The sequence below is a fragment of the Streptomyces sp. NPDC012474 genome, from assembly GCF_042955185.1.
GTDB classification, from domain to species: domain Bacteria; phylum Actinomycetota; class Actinomycetes; order Streptomycetales; family Streptomycetaceae; genus Streptomyces; species Streptomyces cahuitamycinicus.
This window is the reverse complement of record NZ_JBIBEP010000038.1, coordinates 1-18,673: the sequence shown is the minus strand read 5'-3', so window position 1 is coordinate 18,673 and position 18,673 is coordinate 1. Positions and strand designations below refer to the sequence as shown.

Annotated in this window: 16 protein-coding genes and 1 pseudogene; 8 read left to right on the top strand and 9 right to left on the bottom strand. The window is 73.0% G+C overall.

Translation table 11 applies throughout. The features are described 5' to 3' along the window. The first annotated feature begins 285 nt into the window (after positions 1-285). On the top strand, positions 286-972 hold the full coding sequence (locus ACFY9S_RS39915; RefSeq protein WP_391138932.1) for a hypothetical protein: 687 nt from the start codon (positions 286-288) through the stop codon (positions 970-972). Between the two features lie 64 nt (positions 973-1,036). On the opposite strand, the gene argG is transcribed toward ACFY9S_RS39915, so the two are convergent. The 4 genes from argG to ACFY9S_RS39895 form a co-directional block, all read right to left on the bottom strand. After that, positions 1,037-2,491, bottom strand: coding sequence for an argininosuccinate synthase (gene argG, locus ACFY9S_RS39910; protein WP_391138931.1), 1,455 nt, complete (start codon positions 2,489-2,491; stop codon positions 1,037-1,039). Positions 2,492-2,564: 73 nt separating this feature from the next. Beyond that, positions 2,565-3,560, bottom strand: coding sequence for a methylmalonyl Co-A mutase-associated GTPase MeaB (gene meaB, locus ACFY9S_RS39905; RefSeq protein WP_391138929.1), 996 nt, complete (start codon positions 3,558-3,560; stop codon positions 2,565-2,567). Continuing rightward, positions 3,557-5,731: a methylmalonyl-CoA mutase gene (gene scpA, locus ACFY9S_RS39900; protein ID WP_391138927.1), complete on the bottom strand. Its 2,175-nt coding sequence runs from the start codon at positions 5,729-5,731 to the stop codon at positions 3,557-3,559. The genes meaB and scpA overlap by 4 nt, the downstream gene beginning before the upstream one ends. Next, entirely contained in the window at positions 5,731-7,539 is a 1,809-nt protein-coding gene (locus ACFY9S_RS39895) for a methylmalonyl-CoA mutase family protein (RefSeq protein ID WP_391138925.1), read from the bottom strand. The genes scpA and ACFY9S_RS39895 overlap by 1 nt, the downstream gene beginning before the upstream one ends. A gap of 171 nt (positions 7,540-7,710) precedes the next feature. Here ACFY9S_RS39895 and ACFY9S_RS39890 point away from each other — a divergent pair. The 3 genes and pseudogenes from ACFY9S_RS39890 to ACFY9S_RS39880 form a co-directional block, all read left to right on the top strand. Next, positions 7,711-8,007: pseudogene (locus ACFY9S_RS39890) on the top strand (hypothetical protein); the annotation flags it as partial. A gap of 178 nt (positions 8,008-8,185) precedes the next feature. Beyond that, the gene (locus ACFY9S_RS39885) at positions 8,186-9,016 is read left to right on the top strand and encodes a WD40 repeat domain-containing protein (RefSeq protein WP_391138936.1); all 831 of its coding nucleotides are present in this window, start codon (positions 8,186-8,188) and stop codon (positions 9,014-9,016) included. A gap of 174 nt (positions 9,017-9,190) precedes the next feature. Further along, entirely contained in the window at positions 9,191-9,691 is a 501-nt protein-coding gene (locus ACFY9S_RS39880) for an ATP-binding protein (protein WP_391138923.1), read from the top strand. 36 nt (positions 9,692-9,727) lie between these two features. On the opposite strand, the gene ACFY9S_RS39875 is transcribed toward ACFY9S_RS39880, so the two are convergent. Further along, entirely contained in the window at positions 9,728-11,086 is a 1,359-nt protein-coding gene (locus ACFY9S_RS39875) for a hypothetical protein (protein ID WP_391138921.1), read from the bottom strand. Positions 11,087-11,199: 113 nt separating this feature from the next. Between ACFY9S_RS39875 and ACFY9S_RS39870 the strand changes: the two genes are divergently transcribed. After that, the gene (locus ACFY9S_RS39870; protein ID WP_391138920.1) at positions 11,200-12,441 is read left to right on the top strand and encodes a molybdopterin-dependent oxidoreductase; all 1,242 of its coding nucleotides are present in this window, start codon (positions 11,200-11,202) and stop codon (positions 12,439-12,441) included. Between the two features lie 316 nt (positions 12,442-12,757). Here the strand turns inward: ACFY9S_RS39870 and ACFY9S_RS39865 are convergent, their stop codons facing one another. The 3 genes from ACFY9S_RS39865 to ACFY9S_RS39855 are packed head-to-tail and all read right to left on the bottom strand — an operon-like array spanning position 12,758 to position 14,852. Next, positions 12,758-13,516 (bottom strand): methyltransferase domain-containing protein, encoded by a 759-nt coding sequence (locus ACFY9S_RS39865; protein WP_391138918.1) that lies wholly within the window; start codon positions 13,514-13,516, stop codon positions 12,758-12,760. Next, complete coding sequence (locus tag ACFY9S_RS39860; RefSeq protein WP_391138916.1) at positions 13,513-14,166, bottom strand: DUF2064 domain-containing protein; 654 nt, start codon at positions 14,164-14,166, stop codon at positions 13,513-13,515. The genes ACFY9S_RS39865 and ACFY9S_RS39860 overlap by 4 nt, the downstream gene beginning before the upstream one ends. Then, on the bottom strand, positions 14,163-14,852 hold the full coding sequence (locus tag ACFY9S_RS39855; protein ID WP_391138934.1) for a glycosyltransferase: 690 nt from the start codon (positions 14,850-14,852) through the stop codon (positions 14,163-14,165). Before ACFY9S_RS39855 ends, ACFY9S_RS39860 begins: the two co-directional genes overlap by 4 nt. A 129-nt stretch (positions 14,853-14,981) precedes the next feature. Here ACFY9S_RS39855 and ACFY9S_RS39850 point away from each other — a divergent pair, with 129 nt between their 5' ends. The 3 genes from ACFY9S_RS39850 (at position 14,982) to ACFY9S_RS39840 (ending at position 18,099) form a co-directional block, all read left to right on the top strand. Then, positions 14,982-15,716 (top strand): response regulator, encoded by a 735-nt coding sequence (locus tag ACFY9S_RS39850; protein WP_391138915.1) that lies wholly within the window; start codon positions 14,982-14,984, stop codon positions 15,714-15,716. Next, a complete protein-coding gene (locus ACFY9S_RS39845; RefSeq protein WP_391138913.1) occupies positions 15,713-16,825 on the top strand; it encodes an ATP-binding protein in 1,113 nt (370 codons plus the stop codon). Before ACFY9S_RS39850 ends, ACFY9S_RS39845 begins: the two co-directional genes overlap by 4 nt. A 755-nt stretch (positions 16,826-17,580) precedes the next feature. Next, the gene (locus tag ACFY9S_RS39840) at positions 17,581-18,099 is read left to right on the top strand and encodes a hypothetical protein (RefSeq protein WP_391138912.1); all 519 of its coding nucleotides are present in this window, start codon (positions 17,581-17,583) and stop codon (positions 18,097-18,099) included. A gap of 35 nt (positions 18,100-18,134) precedes the next feature. On the opposite strand, the gene ACFY9S_RS39835 is transcribed toward ACFY9S_RS39840, so the two are convergent. Beyond that, on the bottom strand, positions 18,135-18,673 hold a 539-nt coding region (locus ACFY9S_RS39835), incomplete at its 5' end, for an IS5 family transposase (protein ID WP_391138910.1).

Genomic DNA, 18,673 nt, shown 5'->3' with positions numbered 1-18,673 from the left:
CGCTGTTCTTCCGCGACAACACCCAGATGCTCTTCGGCGACGCCAAGCAGCGCGTCGAGGACATCCTGCGCGGCCTCGACGCCCTGGACGCACCGGTTCCGGAGATGGCCGGCACGTCGCGCTGAGCACGGCGCCCCCGCCGGTACGGGCCGGCGGGGCACGGGGCGTGGGGATGCGGTCGGCGAGGTATCGGAGTTGACTGAGGGGTAGCGGCACCACGGCAGCGACCGGCAAGCGCGAACTGACGCAGCCGCGTTGCGACATCGTCATGTTGCGGAGTCAGCCATGGCACATCGGCATCGGACGCGAGTGTGCGCGGTACTGGCCACTTTCCTACTGACCGTTTCGGGTGGTTACGCCTTCGCCGCGCCGAACGACGAGATGACCCAGGACATCGAAACGGCGGTGCGGGGCGTCGACGCGTACTGGGACGCCCACTGGTCCGAGTTCTTCACGGAGACGTACGTCCCGCCCACTGTCCTGGGCGAGTACGACGGCGCTTCCGCGAACGCCCCTACCTGCGACGGGGAATCGCTGGCCGATGACAACGCCCACTACTGCAGCACGGCCGAGGACTACGTCGCCTGGGACACCGACCTCATGCGATTCGGCTACCGGTACGGAGACGCGTTCGTGTACCTGGTCGTCGCGCACGAGTGGGGTCACGCGATACAGAACCGTCTCGACGCGGAACTCCAGACGAGAGACAGTGAATTGCAGGCGGACTGCCTGGCCGGCGCGGAACTGGAGGGTGCCGCGCAGGACGGAACGGTCGTCTTCGAGTCAGGGGACGTCGACGAGATACATACGGCCCTGGTCCGCGACGCCGACAAGACCCCCTGGACGAAGGAAGGCGACCACGGAAGCGCCTCCGAGCGGGTCGACGCCTTCACCATGGGGCAGGAGCTGGGGGTCGAGGCGTGCCTGCCGCAAGAGGTGTCCGCCGAAGGCACGACTGCCCCACGGGGCTAGAGCGGCCGAACGCCGGGAGGCCGGCCCGACGCGTGTCGGGCCGGCCTCCCGGTGGTGCTGCGCGTCAGTCCGTGCCGGACTCCATCGCCGCACGGTCCAGCCACGCGTCCTCCTCCGAGACCTCGCCCCGGGAGGCGATGACCTGGGCGCCGCCCTGCGGCAGCTCCGGCATGGTGCCGATCAGCCCGGTCGCGGCGGCCTGGGAGGCGCCGATGGTGGGGCTGCCGGTGCCGATCAGGCCCATGCCCGCGTACTGCTCCAGCTTGGCGCGCGAGTCGGCGATGTCGAGGTTGCGCATGGTGAGCTGGCCGATGCGGTCCACCGGACCGAACGCGGAGTCCTCGGTGCGCTCCATCGACAGCTTGTCCGGGTGGTAGCTGAACGCCGGGCCCGTGGTGTCGAGGAGCGAGTAGTCCTCGCCGCGCCGCAGCCGCAGCGTCACCTCGCCGGTGACGGCGGCGCCGACCCAGCGCTGGAGCGACTCGCGGATCATCAGCGCCTGCGGGTCCAGCCAGCGGCCCTCGTACATCAGCCGCCCGAGGCGCCGGCCCTCGGCGTGGTACTGGGCGAGGGTGTCCTCGTTGTGGATGGCGTTGACCAGCCGCTCGTAGGCGGCGTGCAGCAGGGCCATGCCCGGCGCCTCGTAGATGCCGCGGCTCTTGGCCTCGATGATCCGGTTCTCGATCTGGTCGGACATGCCCAGGCCGTGCCGGCCGCCGATGGCGTTGGCCTCCATGACCAGGTCGACGGCGGAGGGGAACTCCTTGCCGTTGATCGACACCGGGCGGCCCTCGGCGAAGCCGATCGTCACGTCCTCCGCGGCGATCTCGACCGACGGGTCCCAGAACTTCACGCCCATGATCGGCTCGACGGTCTCGACGCCGGTGTCCAGGTGCTCCAGGGTCTTGGCCTCGTGGGTGGCGCCCCAGATGTTGGCGTCCGTGGAGTACGCCTTCTCCGTGCTGTCCCGGTAGGGCAGGCCGTGGGCGAGCAGCCACTCCGACATTTCCTTGCGGCCGCCGAGCTCCGTCACGAAGGCGGCGTCCAGCCAGGGCTTGTAGATCCTGAGGTGCGGGTTGGCGAGCAGGCCGTAGCGGTAGAACCGCTCGATGTCGTTGCCCTTGAAGGTCGACCCGTCGCCCCAGATCTGGACGTCGTCCTCCAGCATCGCCCGCACCAGGAGCGTGCCGGTGACGGCCCGGCCCAGCGGGGTGGTGTTGAAGTACGCCCGCCCGCCCGAGCGGATGTGGAACGCTCCGCAGGTCAGCGCGGCCAGGCCCTCCTCGACCAGCGCGGCACGGCAGTCGACCAGGCGCGCGATCTCGGCCCCGTAGGCCTTGGCGCGGCCGGGCACCGAGGCGATGTCGGGCTCGTCGTACTGGCCGATGTCGGCGGTGTAGGTGCACGGGACGGCGCCCTTGTCGCGCATCCACGCGACCGCGACGGAGGTGTCGAGACCGCCCGAGAAGGCGATGCCGACGCGTTCGCCGGCGGGCAGGGAGGTGAGGACCTTGGACATAGAAAGAGTATGTATCACTTTGCATAGTCATGCAAGCCGGGTAGGCGAATTCGCCACTCCGGTTGCTTCCGGTTCAGGAGGGCGCCGCCTCTGAGCCGCCGCCCAGCGCGCCCAGGATCCGCTCGGCGGCCAGCGTCGGGGTCAGCTCACCCTCCCGGACCCGCTGCTCCAGCACGGGCGCCAGAGCCCGGACCGCCGGGTCGGCCCGTAGCCGGCCGAGGAGTTCGTCGCGGACCATGCTCCAGGTCCAGTCGACCTGCTGGTCGCGGCGCTTGGCGGCGAGACGGCCCGTGGAGTCCAGCAGGGTGCGGTGCTGTTCCAGGCGCTCCCAGACCGTGTCCAGGCCGGTCGACTCGCGGGCGCTGCAGTGCAGCACCGGCGGCGTCCAGAACGCGTCCTTGCCGTGCATCAGCCGCAGCGCGCCCGCCAGTTCCCGCGCGGCCGCCCGGGCGTCGCGCTCGTGCGGCCCGTCCGCCTTGTTGACGGCGATCACGTCGGCCAGTTCCAGGACGCCCTTCTTGATGCCCTGGAGCTGGTCGCCCGTGCGGGCGAGGGTGAGCAGCAGGAACGAGTCGACCATGTTCGCGACCGCGGTCTCGGACTGGCCCACGCCGACCGTCTCCACCAGGATCACGTCGTAGCCGGCCGCCTCCATCACCACGATCGACTCGCGGGTGGCCTTCGCGACCCCGCCCAGCGTGCCCGCCGTGGGGGAGGGGCGCACGAACGCCGCCGGGTCCACGGCCAGGCGCTCCATCCGGGTCTTGTCACCCAGGATCGAACCGCCCGTGCGGCTGGAGGACGGATCGACGGCCAGGACCGCGACCCGGTGCCCGAGCGAGGTCAGCAGCGTGCCGAAGGCGTCGATGAACGTCGACTTGCCGACGCCGGGCACCCCGCTGACGCCGATCCGCCGGGCCCGGCCGCTGTGCGGCAGCAGCGCGGTCAGCAACTCCTGGGCCAGGGCGCGGTGTTGCGCCCGGGTCGACTCGACGAGTGTGATGGCTCGGGCGATGATCGCCCGCTTCCCGTCGAGCACGCCCTTCACATACGCGTCGACATCGATCACAGGTCGTGCCCGAGGCCGTCCGACAGCCGCTTCACCAGGTCGTACGCCGCGTCCGGGATCACCGTCCCGGGCGGGAAGACGGCCGCCGCGCCCATCTCGAGCAACGTCGGCACGTCCTGCGGTGGGATCACGCCGCCGACCACGACCATGATGTCCTCGCGCCCCTCCTCGGCCAGCGCCTCGCGCAGCGCCGGGACGAGGGTGAGGTGACCGGCCGCCAGCGACGAGACGCCGACGATGTGCACGTCCGCCTCGACGGCCTGCCGTGCCACCTCGGCGGGCGTCTGGAACAGCGGGCCGACGTCCACGTCGAAGCCGAGGTCGGCGAAGGCGGTGGCGATCACCTTCTGGCCGCGGTCATGCCCGTCCTGGCCCATCTTGGCCACCAGGATGCGCGGGCGGCGGCCCTCGGCGTCCTCGAAGTCGGACACGAGGGTGCGGGTGCGGTCCACGGACGGCGACTCCCCGGCTTCGTTGCGGTACACGCCGGTGATGGTACGGATCTGGCTCGCGTGCCGCCCGTACACCTTCTCCAGCGCGTCCGAGATCTCCCCGACGGTGGCCTTCGCACGGGCCGCGTGCACCGCCAGCTCCAGCAGGTTGCCCTCGCCGCCGGCGGCCCGGGTCAGCGCGTCCAGCGCGTCCTGGCAGGCCCGCTCGTCCCGCTCCGCGCGCAGCCGCCGCAGCTTCTCGATCTGCTGCGCCCGCACGGAGGAGTTGTCGACCTTGAGGACGTCGATCTGTTCGTCGGTCTCGACGCGGTACTTGTTGACGCCGATGACCGGCTGGCGGCCCGAGTCGATCCGGGCCTGGGTGCGGGCCGCGGCCTCCTCGATGCGCAGCTTCGGGATGCCCGCGTCGATGGCCTTGGCCATGCCGCCCGCGGCCTCGACCTCCTCGATGTGCTGCCAGGCCCGCCGGGCCAGGTCGTACGTCAGTTTCTCCACGTACGCGCTGCCGCCCCACGGGTCGATCACGCGGGTCGTGCCGGACTCCTGCTGGAGGAGCAGCTGGGTGTTGCGGGCGATGCGCGCCGAGAAGTCGGTGGGCAGGGCGAGCGCCTCGTCGAGGGCGTTGGTGTGCAGCGACTGGGTGTGTCCCTGGGTCGCCGCCATGGCCTCGACACAGGTGCGGGTCACGTTGTTGAACACGTCCTGCGCGGTCAGCGACCAGCCCGAGGTCTGCGAATGGGTGCGCAGGGACAGCGACTTGGCGTTCTGCGGGTCGAACTGCCGCACCAGCTTCGCCCACAGCAGGCGCGCCGCCCGCAGCTTGGCGACCTCCATGAAGAAGTTCATGCCGATCGCCCAGAAGAACGACAGCCGGGGCGCGAACGCGTCCACGTCCAGGCCCGCCTCACGGCCCGCCCGGATGTACTCCACGCCGTCCGCCAGCGTGTACGCCAGCTCCAGATCGGCCGTCGCTCCCGCCTCCTGGATGTGGTATCCGGAGATGGAGATCGAGTTGTAGCGCGGCATCCGCTGCGAGGTGAAGGCGAAGATGTCGGAGATGATCCGCATCGACGGCTTCGGCGGATAGATGTAGGTGTTGCGGACCATGAACTCCTTGAGGATGTCGTTCTGGATGGTCCCGGCCAGCTTCTCGGGCGGTACGCCCTGTTCCTCGGCGGCGACGATGTACAGCGCCAGCACCGGAAGCACGGCACCGTTCATCGTCATCGACACGGTCATCTTGTCCAGCGGAATGCCGTCGAACAGCTGCCGCATGTCGTAGATCGAGTCGATGGCCACGCCCGCCATGCCGACGTCACCGGTCACCCGCGGGTGGTCGCTGTCGTAACCCCGGTGCGTGGGCAGGTCGAAGGCGACCGACAGGCCCTTCTGCCCGGCCGCGAGGTTGCGCCGGTAGAAGGCGTTGGACTCCTCCGCCGTCGAGAAGCCGGCGTACTGGCGGATCGTCCAGGGCTGGTTGACGTACATCGTCGGGTACGGGCCGCGCAGATACGGCGCCGCGCCCGGGCGCGTGTCCAGGAAGTCCAGGCCCTCCAGGTCACGGCCGGTGTACAGCGGCTTGACCGCGATGCCCTCCGGGGTCTCCCAGAGCAGGTCGTCACCGCCGGCGGCGTTCTTGACCGCCGTACGCCACTCGTCGGGGCCGCCGTCGGGGGCCGGCATCCCCAGTTCGATCCCGGAGAAGTCGGGGATTCCCATCAGGACACTCCCATGCGGTCGAGGGTGGCGGACAGCACGGCGACGGCGTCACAGCCCGCGAAGACGTAACCGTCGACACCGGGGTGCTCCCCGGGCCGCCCCGCGAGGAAGACGTGCGCGGCACCGGCGGCCTTCAGCTGCCCGGCCACCGCCTCCGCCTGCTCCTCGTACAGCGCGTCGCTGGAGCACAGCACGGCCTCGCTCGCACCGCTCTCCTCGAAGGAGCCCTCCGCGACCGGCTCGATGCCACCCGCCTGGAACAGGTTCGAGGCGAAGGTGAGCCGCGCGGTGTGGGCGGCGGCCGGGCCGAGCGCGGCCAGGAAGATCCGGGGCCGGGAGCCGGTCGCGGCGAGATGGGCGTCGGAGCGGGCACGCAGCGCCTCGTACGCCTCGTCCCGGCGCACCCGCGGCAACCCGCCGGACGGCTGCTCGGACGCGCTCTCGCGGACGACCGGCTTCTCCGCGAGGAACGGGAACTCGCTGACACCGGTGATGGGTTCGCGCCGCTTGGCCAGACGGCCGGTGCGTGCCTGCCAGGTCTCGGCCAGGTCCCGCGCGAGGTCCCCCGAACGCAGGGCCGCCGCCTGGCCGCCGAGCCGCTCGATGCGCTGGAAGAACTCCCAGCCCGCGTGGGCGAGTTCGTCCGTGAGCCGCTCCACGTACCAGGAGCCGCCCGCCGGGTCGATCACCCGGGCCAGGTGCGACTCCTCGATGAGGATCGAGGAGGTGTTGCGGGCGATCCGGCGCGCGAACGCGTCCGGCAGGCCGAGGGCGTGGTCGAAGGGCAGCACGGTGACGGCGTCGGCCCCGCCGGCGCCGGCGGCCAGCGTGGCGATCGTCGAGCGCAGCATGTTCACCCACGGGTCGCGGCGCGTCATCATCACCGGCGACGTCACCACGTGCTGGAGCTGCGCCCCCGCGCGCGGTGCCCCGCAGACCTCGGCCACCCGGGCCCACAGCCGGCGCGCGGCCCGCAGCTTGGCGATCGTCAGGAACTGGTCGGCGGTCGCCGCGTACCGGAACTCCAGCTGCGCACAGGCCTGCTCGACGCCCAGCCCGGCACCCGTCAGCTCACGCAGGTACGCCACCGCGGTGGCCAGCGAGCAGCCCAGCTCCTGGGCGGCCGAACCCCCGGCCTCGTGGTAGGGCAGCGCGTCCACGGTCAGCGCCCGCAGCCCCGGATACCCTTCGGCGCACAGCCGCGCGAGTCCGGCCGCCGCCGCGAGATCGCTCCGCTGCCCGCTGCGGGCCTCCTGGCCCAGCGGGTCCGCGCCCAGGTTGCCGCGCGCCTGCTCCGGGGCGACACCGCGCTCCTCGTACAGCCGCAGCAACTCCCGCGCGGCGGGCTCGACGTCGGACCCGGCGTCGAGGACGACCGGGGCGAGGTCGAGATGGACTCCGCCGAGCACCCGGCCGAGCTCCCGCACCGGGATGCCGGAGCCGCCCACGCCCAGCCAGAGGGAGGTGACGCCGTTCTCGAGATCCGTCAGCACCGGGCCGCCGTCGGCCACCGTGTGCCGCTGCCGTACGTCCCAGCCGCCGAGGGTGTTCCCCTCGGCCCGGCCGCCGCGCACAAAGGGCGCGAACCCGGGCAGGCCCGGCTCCGGCGCGGAGTCACGGGCGGTGTAGAGAGGGCGGGTGCGCAACCCGTCCTCCAGGGTGGTGGACAGGGCTTCCTCGGCCTCGGCGCCCTCTACGTCCTTGCCCGACTTGCGCAGGACACCCGCCACAAGGCGCTGCCACTGCTCGTGGGGCACGTCAGGGAATTCGCCGGCCAGCTCAAGCCCGTCGTCAGGCAGGACCGTCATGCTCGGATGCTAGGTCACGGACACGAAGGAGCAGCAGTGGGCACGGCTGTGACGTTTCCCTCGCCGAGAATGTGATCCTGATCTCCACCTGCCGCTCTTGAATCAGAGCTGGTCAGGCACTAGAGCAGCAGAGCCGGCGGCCGGGACACGCTGACGGGGCACGAGGACCGGGTGACCCGGGTGGCCACCGGTACCGCCGGCGGCCGGCACGTCGCCGTGAGCGGCGACCGTGCGGGGCGCGTCCTGGCGTGGGACCTCGCCGAGGGCCGGCGGCTGCACGAGCCGGCCTCCGCGGGCCACGGGGTGATCACCTGCCTCGCGCTGGGCGGGGACGGCAAGCGCGGGTGGCTCGTGACGGGCTGCGCCGACGGACGAGTCGCGGTGTGGGAGCTCGGCACCGGCCGGCCGGCCCACGTCTTCGCCGTGCACCCCGGTGGGGTGCACGGCGTCGACGTCGCGCTGATCGACGGCCGTCTCGTGGCGGTGAGCGGCGGCGCCGACGGGCACGCCGTCGTCTGGGACGTCACGGACGCCCGCCCCGACGCCCACGGGACCGGCCACGAGGAGGCGATGGAGGCCGTGGCCGTCGCCGTACCGGAGGAGGGGCCGGTCCTGTGCGTCGCCGGGGGCGGAGGTGCGGGACCTGGTGACGGGCGAGCACCGGCACGCGCTGGAGGACTCGGGGCGACGGCTGCTGGTGCGGGCGCTGGCGACGGCCGGACTGCCGGACGTCGGGCCGGTCGTCGTGGCGGGCGGCCGGGACGGTTCCCTGCGGATGTGGGAGCTGACGCGCGGCAGCCTGGTCCGCGCGTTCCCCAACCGCACGGGGCGGATCAGGGCGGTGGCGGTGGGCCGCGCCGCGGACGGCCGGCAGGTCCTGGTCGCCGGTGGGGACATGGCCGTCGCGACGGTGTGGGACCTGGCGACGGGGGCGCCGCTGCGCACCTTCACCGGGCACCGCGGCTGGGTGCTGGCGACGGCCCTGACCGACGGCGGTCGCACCCCCGGCCTCGCGATCAGCGGCGACCGCCGGGGCGCCCTGCTGGTGTGGGACGTGTCGACCGGCCGTGAGGTGGCGGCACTGACCCGCTCCGGTGGACGGATCGACGCGGTCGCCACCGCGGAGCTGCCCGGGGAACGGACGGTTGCCCTGTCCGGCGGGGACGGGGGAGAGGTCCGCGTGTGGGACCTCGACCGTCCGGGGGTGGCCGAACCGCTCACCGGTCTGCGGCGCCGGGTGACCGCACTGGCCACCGCGCGGCTGCCGGGGGGCCGCGTCGTCGCCGTGGGCGGCGGCGAGGACCGGTGTGTCGTGATCTGGGTCCTCGTGACCCGGCAGGAGCCGGCCGCGCCCTACCACCTGCCCACCGCCGTCTCCTCGATCGCCGCCTGCGCCACGGGATTCGTCGTCGCTCACGAAGTGGGGACGGCGAGCTTCACCTGGTGCGCGGACCTCCTCGCGCCGGTGTCCGGCTGAGGGGGACGCCCCTCGGGGGCCCGGCGTCGACGCCGGCGGGGGACCGCGGCCGCGACGGGGCGGCGCAAAGCACACCACATCAGCGGGTCACCGGCAGTAATGCACGGTCCGCACCGGGGTAAACGAACGCCGAAAGGCCATTGAGCAACACGAACAACAATGAAAGAACCCCATATGGTCATCCCGCTTATGAAGCAGGCGGCAGATGAGCCGGGCACGGACGAGCACGCCCCCCTGCGCTACGGCGCGGTCTGGGCCGACGGCGCGGCTTGCGCTGTCGAGGCGCGCCGGGCGCTGCGGGCGCTCCTGGCGCACGCACCGTGTACCGGCCGCACGCCCGTGCCGGCCCTGCTGGCGATCGACGCCGAACTGGTCGTCAGTGAACTGGTCACCAACGCGATCCGGCACGCTCCCGGCCCCTGCGGGATGTTCCTGCGGCTCTCCGACGACGGACTGGCCATCACCGTGTGGGACACCTCCGCCGAGCAGCCGGTGGTCCGCAAGCGCGACGGGCAGCGCTTCGGCGGCCACGGCATGCACGTGGTGCACACGGTCAGCACGCAAGTCGCCGTCGCGTCCCTCGGCATCGGCATCGGCATCGGCATCGGCAAGCAGATCACCGCCTACCTGAGCAAGGCGCCGGACGTCGCCCCCGACGTCGGTGCGTTGCGATGATCGGCGGCGAACCGGCCGCCTGACGTCCGGAAGCGGTCACCACCCGGTGCGCAGCAGATGGTTGAGGAGCAACGCGAGCAGCGCCTGGGCGGTGAGCCAGGCACGGGGGCGGGTGAGGAACGCGCATGCCGGGAGCAGCCACAGCGCGAAGGGGAGCCAGATGCGTTCCGTCTCCGCCTTGCTCATGCCGGACAGGTCGGCGACCAGCACGGCGAGGAGCGCGGCGCAGACCAGGAACGCGAGGCGGACACCGGCTCGTGGCCCGGTACGACGCCGGACCACCGCGGCCGCTGTCCGCCGCAGTCCCGCCGCCGTCGCCAGTCCCGTGACGAGCACCGTGCAGGCCAGGTTGGCCCACACCCAGTAGCCGTAGGGGCGGATGCCGCCCGCGCCTTGGCCGTAGCGCGTGACCAGCAGCTGGTAGGCCTCCCACCAGCTGAAACCCAGGAGCGTGAACACCGCGGGAACCACGGCCGCTCCGGCGAGCCACGCGCCCGGCAGGGCCGGGCGCCGCCGGATTCCGCGGCGGCCGAGCACCAGGACCGCCGCGGCGATCAGCGCGACGAGCGTGAGGCCGTACGACAGGTAGCAGGTCAGGCCGAAGAGCAGCCCGGACGCGCCCGCCCACCCCAGGGACGCCCGGGTGACCGCGAGCGCCAGGAGTGCCACCGACCAGGCCGCCACCGCTGCGAAGTACGCGTCTGCCGAGGTGCCCATCCACACGGCCGCCGGGGCCAGGACCAGGAAGGGGGCCGCCCGGCGGGCGAGCGTCTCGTCGGCGAGCGCGCGGATCGTGATCAGCACGGCCACGCAGGCGGTCGCCCCGACGGCGATGCACCACACCCCCGCCCATCCCCCGCCCCGCAGCCCGGTCCGGGCGAGCAGTACGAAGGTGAGAGTGGCGGCGGGCGGGTGCCCGGCGACGTGGGCGGGCCAGTTGTCGGGGGAGTCCAGCAGGATGTGCCCGGTGAAGCCCCGCAGCGCCGCCGGGATGTCATGGAAGCGGTCGACGACCTGGAGGTACTCGTGGCGGGTGGTGAGCTTGCGTGCGATGCCCCGCTCCCAGCCGTCGATCAGCGCCAGGGAGAAGATCCACGCCATGGCCGCACCCCAGGCGGCCGGGAGCAGGGCACGCCAGGGCAGGCGGGCCGCCAGCGCGGGGCCCTGGGCGACGGTGGCGATCGCCACCAGGACGGCCGCCGGGGTGCCGGGGCCCAGATGCGGCCCCCAGGACGCCAGCAACGGTGGCCAGTCGACGAACAGCGTCCGGCGGGTGTCCTCGATGTGGCGGCCGACCGACACGGACACGGTCACGAGCAGCACGGCGGCCCCGGCGGCGTACAGGTCGCGGCGCAGGCCTCGGGACGGCGGGGCGGAGGGCGGGGTGCGGATCACACCGGCACGCTAGGCCGCGCGGCCGGTCGCGGACCCCCGACCGCGCCCGACGTCAGCGTTTCGTCATGGGTCGCGCACCCTCCCGCGGGGTGCTCGCGGCCTACCGTCGGCTCATGCGAGACGAACCACGCGCTCCACGGCTCCCCACGTCCCCCGGCTTCTGGCGCAGCCCCCTGCGCGGCCCCCGGCTCACCTCGGTACTGGGCCTGGTGCTGCTCGTCGGCATCACCGTGCTGTTCGTGACGGGCCTCCTCTCGTACGCCGCCTACAACCCGGACCTGTCGCCGGTCAACGACAAGACCCCGGACAAGGGGATCCTCGGCCTCTACCTCTTCGCCTGGCCGACGAACCCGCACTGGCTGTACCGGCTGAACCAGGGCGTCCACGTCACCCTCGGCATCACCCTGATCCCCGTCCTGCTCGCCAAGCTGTGGTCCGTCGTGCCGAGGCTGTTCGCCCTGCCCCCGGCCCGCTCGCTCGCGCACGCCCTGGAGCGGATCTCGCTGCTCCTGCTGGTCGGCGGCGGGCTGTTCGAGTTCGTGACCGGTGTCCTCAACGTCCAGCTCGACTACGTCTTCCCGGGCTCGTTCTACCCCCTGCACTTCTACGGCGCCTGGGTGTTCTTCGCCGCGTTCGTGGCCCACGCGCTGCTGAAGACGCCCACGGCACTGCGCAATCTGCGGCGGCTGCGGGAGGAGAGGGACGACCTGGTGTCCCCGCGTCCCGCCGAGCCGACGGTCTCCCGGCGGGGCGCCCTGTGGTTCGTCGGGGGCGGTTCCCTGCTGCTGTTCGCCACGACCGTCGGGCAGAACTTCGGTGGCCCGCTGCGGCGCACCGCCCTCCTCGCCCCGCACGGCGGCACCGAACCCGGCAGCGGCCCCAACGGCTTCCAGATCAACAAGACCGCCGCGTACGCCGGTATCGACAGGGCGGAAACGGCCGGGGACGCGTGGCGGCTCGTCGTCACGGGGCCCGCGGGCACCCTCCGGCTCAGCCGTGCGGAGCTGGCCGGGCTCCCGCTGCACAGCGCGGCGTTGCCCATCGCCTGCGTGGAGGGCTGGTCGACGCCGGACCAGTGGTGGCGCGGAGTGCGCCTGCGCGACCTGGCGGCCCTCGCCGGGTACGAGGACGACCCGCCGGACGTGTTCGTCGAGTCCCTCCAGCGGCGCGGCGCCTTCCGGAAGGCCGCCCTGCGCGCCAACCAGGTGGCCGACCCGCGCTCCCTGCTCGCCCTGTACGTCAACGGCGAGGAGCTGTCCCCCGACCACGGCTACCCGGCGCGGATCATCGTGCCCGCGGCGCCCGGTGTGCTGAACACCAAGTGGGTGGCCCGGATGACGTTCGGAGACCTGTGATGCGCGCACCCCGGCTCCCTGTCGGCAGCCCCTTCCACCTTCTCCTGCTCGCCTGCTCGTTCGCCCTCGCCGCCTACGCGGGGGTACGGCTGCTCGCCGACGACTGGTTCGGCGTCGCGCTGTGGGTCGTGGGCGCGGCGCTGCTGCACGACCTCGTGCTGCTGCCGCTCTACGCGGTGGCGGACCGGGCCCTGGTACGGGGCCTGGGCGCGGTCCGCCGCCGGGAGTGGGTCCTGTACGCGCGTGTACCGGCGGCCCTCTCCGGCCTGCTGCTCCTCGTGTGGTTCCCCCTGATCAGCGGCATGGTGGCGGACCGTTACCGGTCCGCCACCGGCCTGCCCGCGGATGTGTTCCTCGCGCGCTGGCTGCTGATCACCGCGGCCCTCTTCGCCGGCTCGGCGCTGCTGCTGGTGGTCCGGCTGCTGCGGCTGCGCAGGGCGGCGAAGTGCCGTCCGCCGGCCGTCCACTGACCGGCCCGCTTCCAGTCCCGCGCGTGTCCGAGCAGCGCGCGGGTGCCGAGCCGTGCCCAGGGGAAGGGGTCGCCGGCGGTGGCCCGGGTGTCGGTGATGCGGACCCGCACGCGTTCGTCGACGTCCGCGGGGGCGGTCTCGGCGATCAGCAGACCGCCGGGGCGCAGGAGCCCGGCCATCCGCTCCAGCAGGACGCGCGGGTCACCCCCGATGCCGATGTTGCCGTCCATGAGCAACACGGTGTCCCAGCGGCCCTCGCCGGGCAGCGGCTCGAACACCGACCGCCGCAGCGCCTGGCCGCCGAGCCGCACCGTGTGCTCCACCGCGGCCTCGCTCACATCGATGCCGAGGGTGACCCGGCCCCGGGCGGCCAGTTCGGCCACGAGCCGCCCCGGCCCGCAGCCCACGTCCAGCACGGCCCCCTCACACCGGTCCAGCACGTCCCGGTCGACCGCGTCGGCGCGGGCGCACCAGCGCTCCACCTCCAGCGGAAGCAGCCAGCCGTCCGTACGCCGCAGGAACAGGGGGCCGCGGCCGGCGCGCAGGGCGGCGTCGTAGGGGTCGGCGGCGGCCCAGGCCAGGGCGGTGGCGGGTGGGGCGCTCATCGGGGACCGGCCGGACGCGAGACCTGATCGGCGACCGGCACCCCGGACGCCGAACAGCGGGCCAGCCGGGCCGCGAAGCGCCCCCGTGGGGCGAGTGCCGCGACGGCGTGGGCGTCGGCCGCGGTGTCGACGTCGCGCAGCGGCGGCAGGTCGCACACCCGCAGTCCCGCGGCGACCAGCCGCTCCCGCTGCACGGCACCCGTCACCGGCGTCGACATGGGCACGCCCCGCAGCAGAGCGGGGTCCGGACACGCCAGACCGAGGGCCCAGAAGCCGCCGTCCTGTGCCGGGCCGAACCAGGCGTCGCAGCCGGCGAAGTCCACGGTGAGCAGCTCCGGGGTCACCTGCGGGGTGTCCATGCCGATGAGCAGGGCGGGGCCGACGCAGCCCGCGAAGGCCTCCGCCAGCCGTTCGTCGAGACCGCCCGCGCACTGCGTCACGACGTCGAAACCCGGCGGCAGCCAGGGGCCGGGGGCACCGTCGAGCACCAGGACGCGCCGGGAAGCGGGCGCCGCGGCCACGGCGTGCAGCGTGTCCGCGAGGGACGCTTCGGCGAGTTCGGCTGCCTCCTCGGGCGTGAACGGCGGCGTGAGCCGCGTCTTCACCCGGCCCGGTCGCGGCTCCTTGGCGATGACGAGGAGTGTGGTCAACGGACGTTTCCCCCCTCGTGCGCGGGGGTTTCGGCCAGCACACGGCTCATGTCCCGCACGGCCTGCCAGGTACCGCGCCACGTACCCGTCACCTTCGAGGCCCCGGCACGCGGCAGGTACGGCACGTCGTGCTCGGCGATCCGCCACCCCGCGTCGGCCGCGCGGACGACCATCTGGAGCGGATAGCCGCTGCGCCGGTCGCTCAGGCCGAGGGCGAGCAGCGCCTCCCTGCGGGCGGCGCGCAGGGGGCCGAGGTCGTGCAGGCGCAGCCCGGTGCGGCGACGCAGCATCCGGGCGAGTGCCAGATTGCCGGCCCGGGCGTGCGGCGGCCACGCGCCCCGCCCCTGCGGGCGCCGCCGTCCGAGCACCAGGTCGGCACCGCCGTCGCGCACTTCGCGCACGAAGGGGGCCAGGAGTCCCGGGTCGAGGGAGGCGTCGCAGTCGCAGAAGCACACCACGTCGGCGGTGGCGGCCGTCAGTCCGGCGTGGCAGGCCGCGCCGAAGCCCCGACGCGGCTCGTGCACCACGGTCGCGCCCCACGCGCGGGCGATGTCGGCCGAGCCGTCCATGGAACCGTTGTCGACGACGAGCGCGCGCCAGCCCGGCGGAATCCGTTCGAGCACCCAGGGAAGGGCCTCGGCCTCGTTCAGGCAGGGCAGCACCACGTCGACGTCCGGAGGTGTCATCGTCACGGCTTCACCCTACGAACGCGAATCGGGCATTCCGGGCAGTCGCTCCTTACGAAACGCGGACGTCGGGAGGCCAGGGCGGTGCCCGGACCCCACCGGCGGCCGCTTTGGTGCCAGGCTGGGGGCATGCAGCAGCAGCCGTACGAGCCCCCCGGGACCGCGGGCGGGGCCCCCAGGATCCTCGTCGTCGACGACGATCCGACCGTCGCAGAGGTCGTCGCCGGATATCTGGCCCGCGCCGGTTACGCCGTCGACCGGGCCGACGACGGCCCGACCGCCCTCACCAGCGCCGCCGCGCGCCGGCCGGACCTGGTCGTGCTCGACCTGATGCTGCCCGGTATGGACGGTCTGGAGGTGTGCCGGCGGATCCGCGGCCAGGGCCCCGTGCCCGTCATCATGCTCACCGCCCGCGGTGACGAGGACGACCGCATCCTGGGCCTGGAGGTCGGCGCCGACGACTACGTCACCAAGCCCTTCAGCCCTCGCGAACTCGTCCTGCGCGTCGAGTCGGTGCTGCGGCGCAGCCGCCCCGCGGCCACGGGGGGCCGGCTGGGAGCGGCCGGTCTGACCGTCGAGCCGACGGCCCGCCGGGCCACCAAGAACGGCACCGAACTCGCCCTCACCCTCCGCGAGTTCGACCTTCTCTCCTTCTTCCTGCGGCACCCGGGGCGGGCCTTCGGCCGCGAGGACCTGATGCGTGAGGTGTGGGGGTGGGACTTCGGTGACCTGTCGACCGTCACGGTCCATGTCCGCCGCCTGCGCGGCAAGGTCGAGGACGACCCGGCCCGGCCTCGGCTGATCCAGACCGTCTGGGGCGTGGGCTACCGCTTCGAACCCGGTGAGGGGGACGACCGGCCGTGAGCGACAACCTCCTGATCGCCCTGTACGCCTTTGCCGGTGCCGCCGCGACGGGGCTGACCGGGGCGGGTGTACTGCGCCTGATCCGCCGCCGCTCGCTGACCGTCTCGCTCGCGGTGGTGGCGGCGGTCGGCGTCGTCGCGATGCTCGCCGGCACGCTCGCCGTCGCCTGGGCGATGTTCCTGTCGGCCCACGACCTGACCGTCGTCACGACCGTCGTCGCCATGGCGGCCGTCGTCTCCCTGGCCACGGCCCTGCTGCTGGGCCGCTGGGTCGTCGCCAGCAGCCGTGAACTCGCCGTGGCGGCACGCTCCTTCGGCGACGGCGGGGACTTCGCCGCGCCCGACGGGCCCGCCACCGCCGAACTCGCCGCGGTGAGCCGCGAGCTGGCGGCCACCAGCGCCAGACTCGCCGAGTCCCGGGAGCGGGAACGCGCCCTGGAGGCCTCCCGCCGGGAACTCGTCGCCTGGATCTCGCACGACCTGCGGACCCCGCTGGCCGGTCTGCGCGCCATGTCGGAAGCCCTGGAGGACGGCGTCGCCGCCGACCCCTCCCGCTACCTCCGGCAGATGCGGACCGAGGTCGAACGCCTCAACGACATGGTCGGCGACCTCTTCGAGCTCTCCCGCATCCACGCCGGGGCCCTGGCCCTGACCCCCACCCGGATCTCCCTGTACGACCTGGTCGGCGACGCCCTCGCCGGCGTCGACCCCCTCGCCCGTGCGCACGGGGTGCGGCTGGTGGGCGGCCGTGTCGAGCCGGTGCCGGTGGAGGTGGACGGCAAGGAGATGAGCCGGGTGCTGGGCAACCTGCTGGTCAACGCGATCCGCCGGACCCCGGCCGACGGCACGGTCGCGATCGCCGCCGAGCGTTCCCCCGAGGGTGTCGTCCTGTCGGTGACGGACGGCTGCGGCGGCATCCCCGAGGAGGACCTGCCGCGCGTCTTCGACACCGGCTGGCGCGGCACACACGCCCGCACGCCCCCGGCGGGGGCGGGCCTCGGCCTCGCCATCGTGCGCGGCATCGTGGAGGCCCACCAGGGCCGGGCCGACGTACGCAACATCCCCGGGGGCTGCCGCTTCGAGGTGGTCCTGCCCGCGGCCGCTTCGTGACCCCGGACAGACACCGCCCAGCGCCCCCGGGCCACGCTCCGGCCACCGCGACCGCGGCCCGGACCGGCGGGCCGGCGCCCGTGGGCATCTCGCTGTCGCCTCGGCCCCGGCCTCGGCGACGGTGGCGCGGCTCGGCTGGCGGGCTGGTGCCCGCGGGAGGGGAGCAGCGGCGCGAGGACCTCGTTTCCGCGTAGGCCATCCCGGTTTGGCCCTGATCGGCGGAGCGGCGCCATGCGCGGGGAGCCGCGCCGTGAGCGCCCCGGGTGGGTGCCTTGCCTTCGCGGCGCCTTCGCGGTCCGGCCGTCGGGCCGCGTCACCGGCGGGCGGGTGGGGCGTTCGGGTCGCTCCCGCGGGCTTGGCGGGGTCGGCAGTCGGTCGGTGTGGCCGTGGTGGCCTCCGCCACGGTGTGGGCCCGCGCCACGGTGTGGTTGCGCTCGGTGTGATTCCGCGCCGCGGTGGTGGTTGCGCGCCGCGGTGGTGGTTGCGCGCGGCGGTGTGGTTCCGCGCCACGGTGTGGTTGCGCTCGGTGTGATTCCGCGCGGCGGTGTGGTTCCGCGCCACGGTGTGGTCGCGCGCCGCGGTCTTCGCCGCGACCGGCGGCGTCGGCGGCGTCGGCGGCCATGGGTGCGACCGGTCTCTACGGCGACCGGCGTCGTGGGCGCCCCGGGCGCCAACCGGCTCTCATCCGGGCCCGCCGCCTAGGGCCTGTCCGGTGAGTCGGCAGGGTCCTCTTGCCTGCCTTCTAGGCTGGCGCCATGGACAACGGGCTCGCTCACGAGGAAAGCGCCTTCATCAACTTTCGACGCTACGTCCCGGATCCGAAGGAGCACGGGTTTCGGTGGGTTGACATCAAGCAGTTCCGCTTCTCTGCGGAGTCAGTGGCCGATAGAGGGCTGCTTGCCGCACTGATTGGGCATGAGCAGTTCCGGGACGACTATGCAGGTGGTGGAGTGCTGCCGGACGGGCCCCGGCACGGTCCGTATTGGCTGCGGTTGATCACTCCCGGCCTGTACGAGTCCATCAGCCAGGAGAGGGCCGTGCAGATTTTGCGGGAGTGGGTGGATCCGCTCTGGGGCGTGCCCACCGAGCTGGAGGCAGATCTGCAGAGGGAGGTGTTCGCCCGCCTGGCCGCAGCCGATGGCATCTACCACCTCAGCGAGCTCGGTGATGAGGCGATTCATGACTGGGGACGCGTGCACGACTACTTCCACGAGTTCGTGCTCATCGACCGCTCGGCTGGGCGGATCACGCTCATCGTCGCCGCCGACGACTGAGGCAACCACCGGGGCATCCGCTGCGGTGGATGACATCAGTAGCGGAGCCACAATCGAATCGCCGCAAGAGTGACCGTGCCGTGGAAGACGTAGGCCCTCTTGTCGTAGCGAGTCGCCACGGCTCTGGAGCCCTTGAGCACGTTGAAGCAACGCTCGACTTCGTTCCTCCTTTTGTAGGTAGTGCTGTCGAAGCCGGTCGGCCGCCCACCGTGGCTACCGCGCCGTTGGCGGTTGACCTTCTGATTCTTCGGCTCAGGGATGGTGTGCTTGATCTGGCGTCGACGCAGGTAGCGGCGGTTTCGGCGAGAGCTGTACGCCTTATCGCCACACACGTGGTCCGGTCGCGTTCGCGGGTGACCGCCAGCTGGGCGAGGGACTCGAACACGATCCATAACGTTGATCAACTGTGGCGCGTCACCCCACTGTCCGGGAGTGATCAGCACAGCCAATGGACGGCAGCTTCCATCACTCGCCAGATGAATCTTCGTCGTGAGACCACCCCGTGACCGGCCGAGCGCCTCGTCAAGGCGATGCTCGGCCGGACGGCGCCGGCGCCCCAGCACCCGGGGCACGC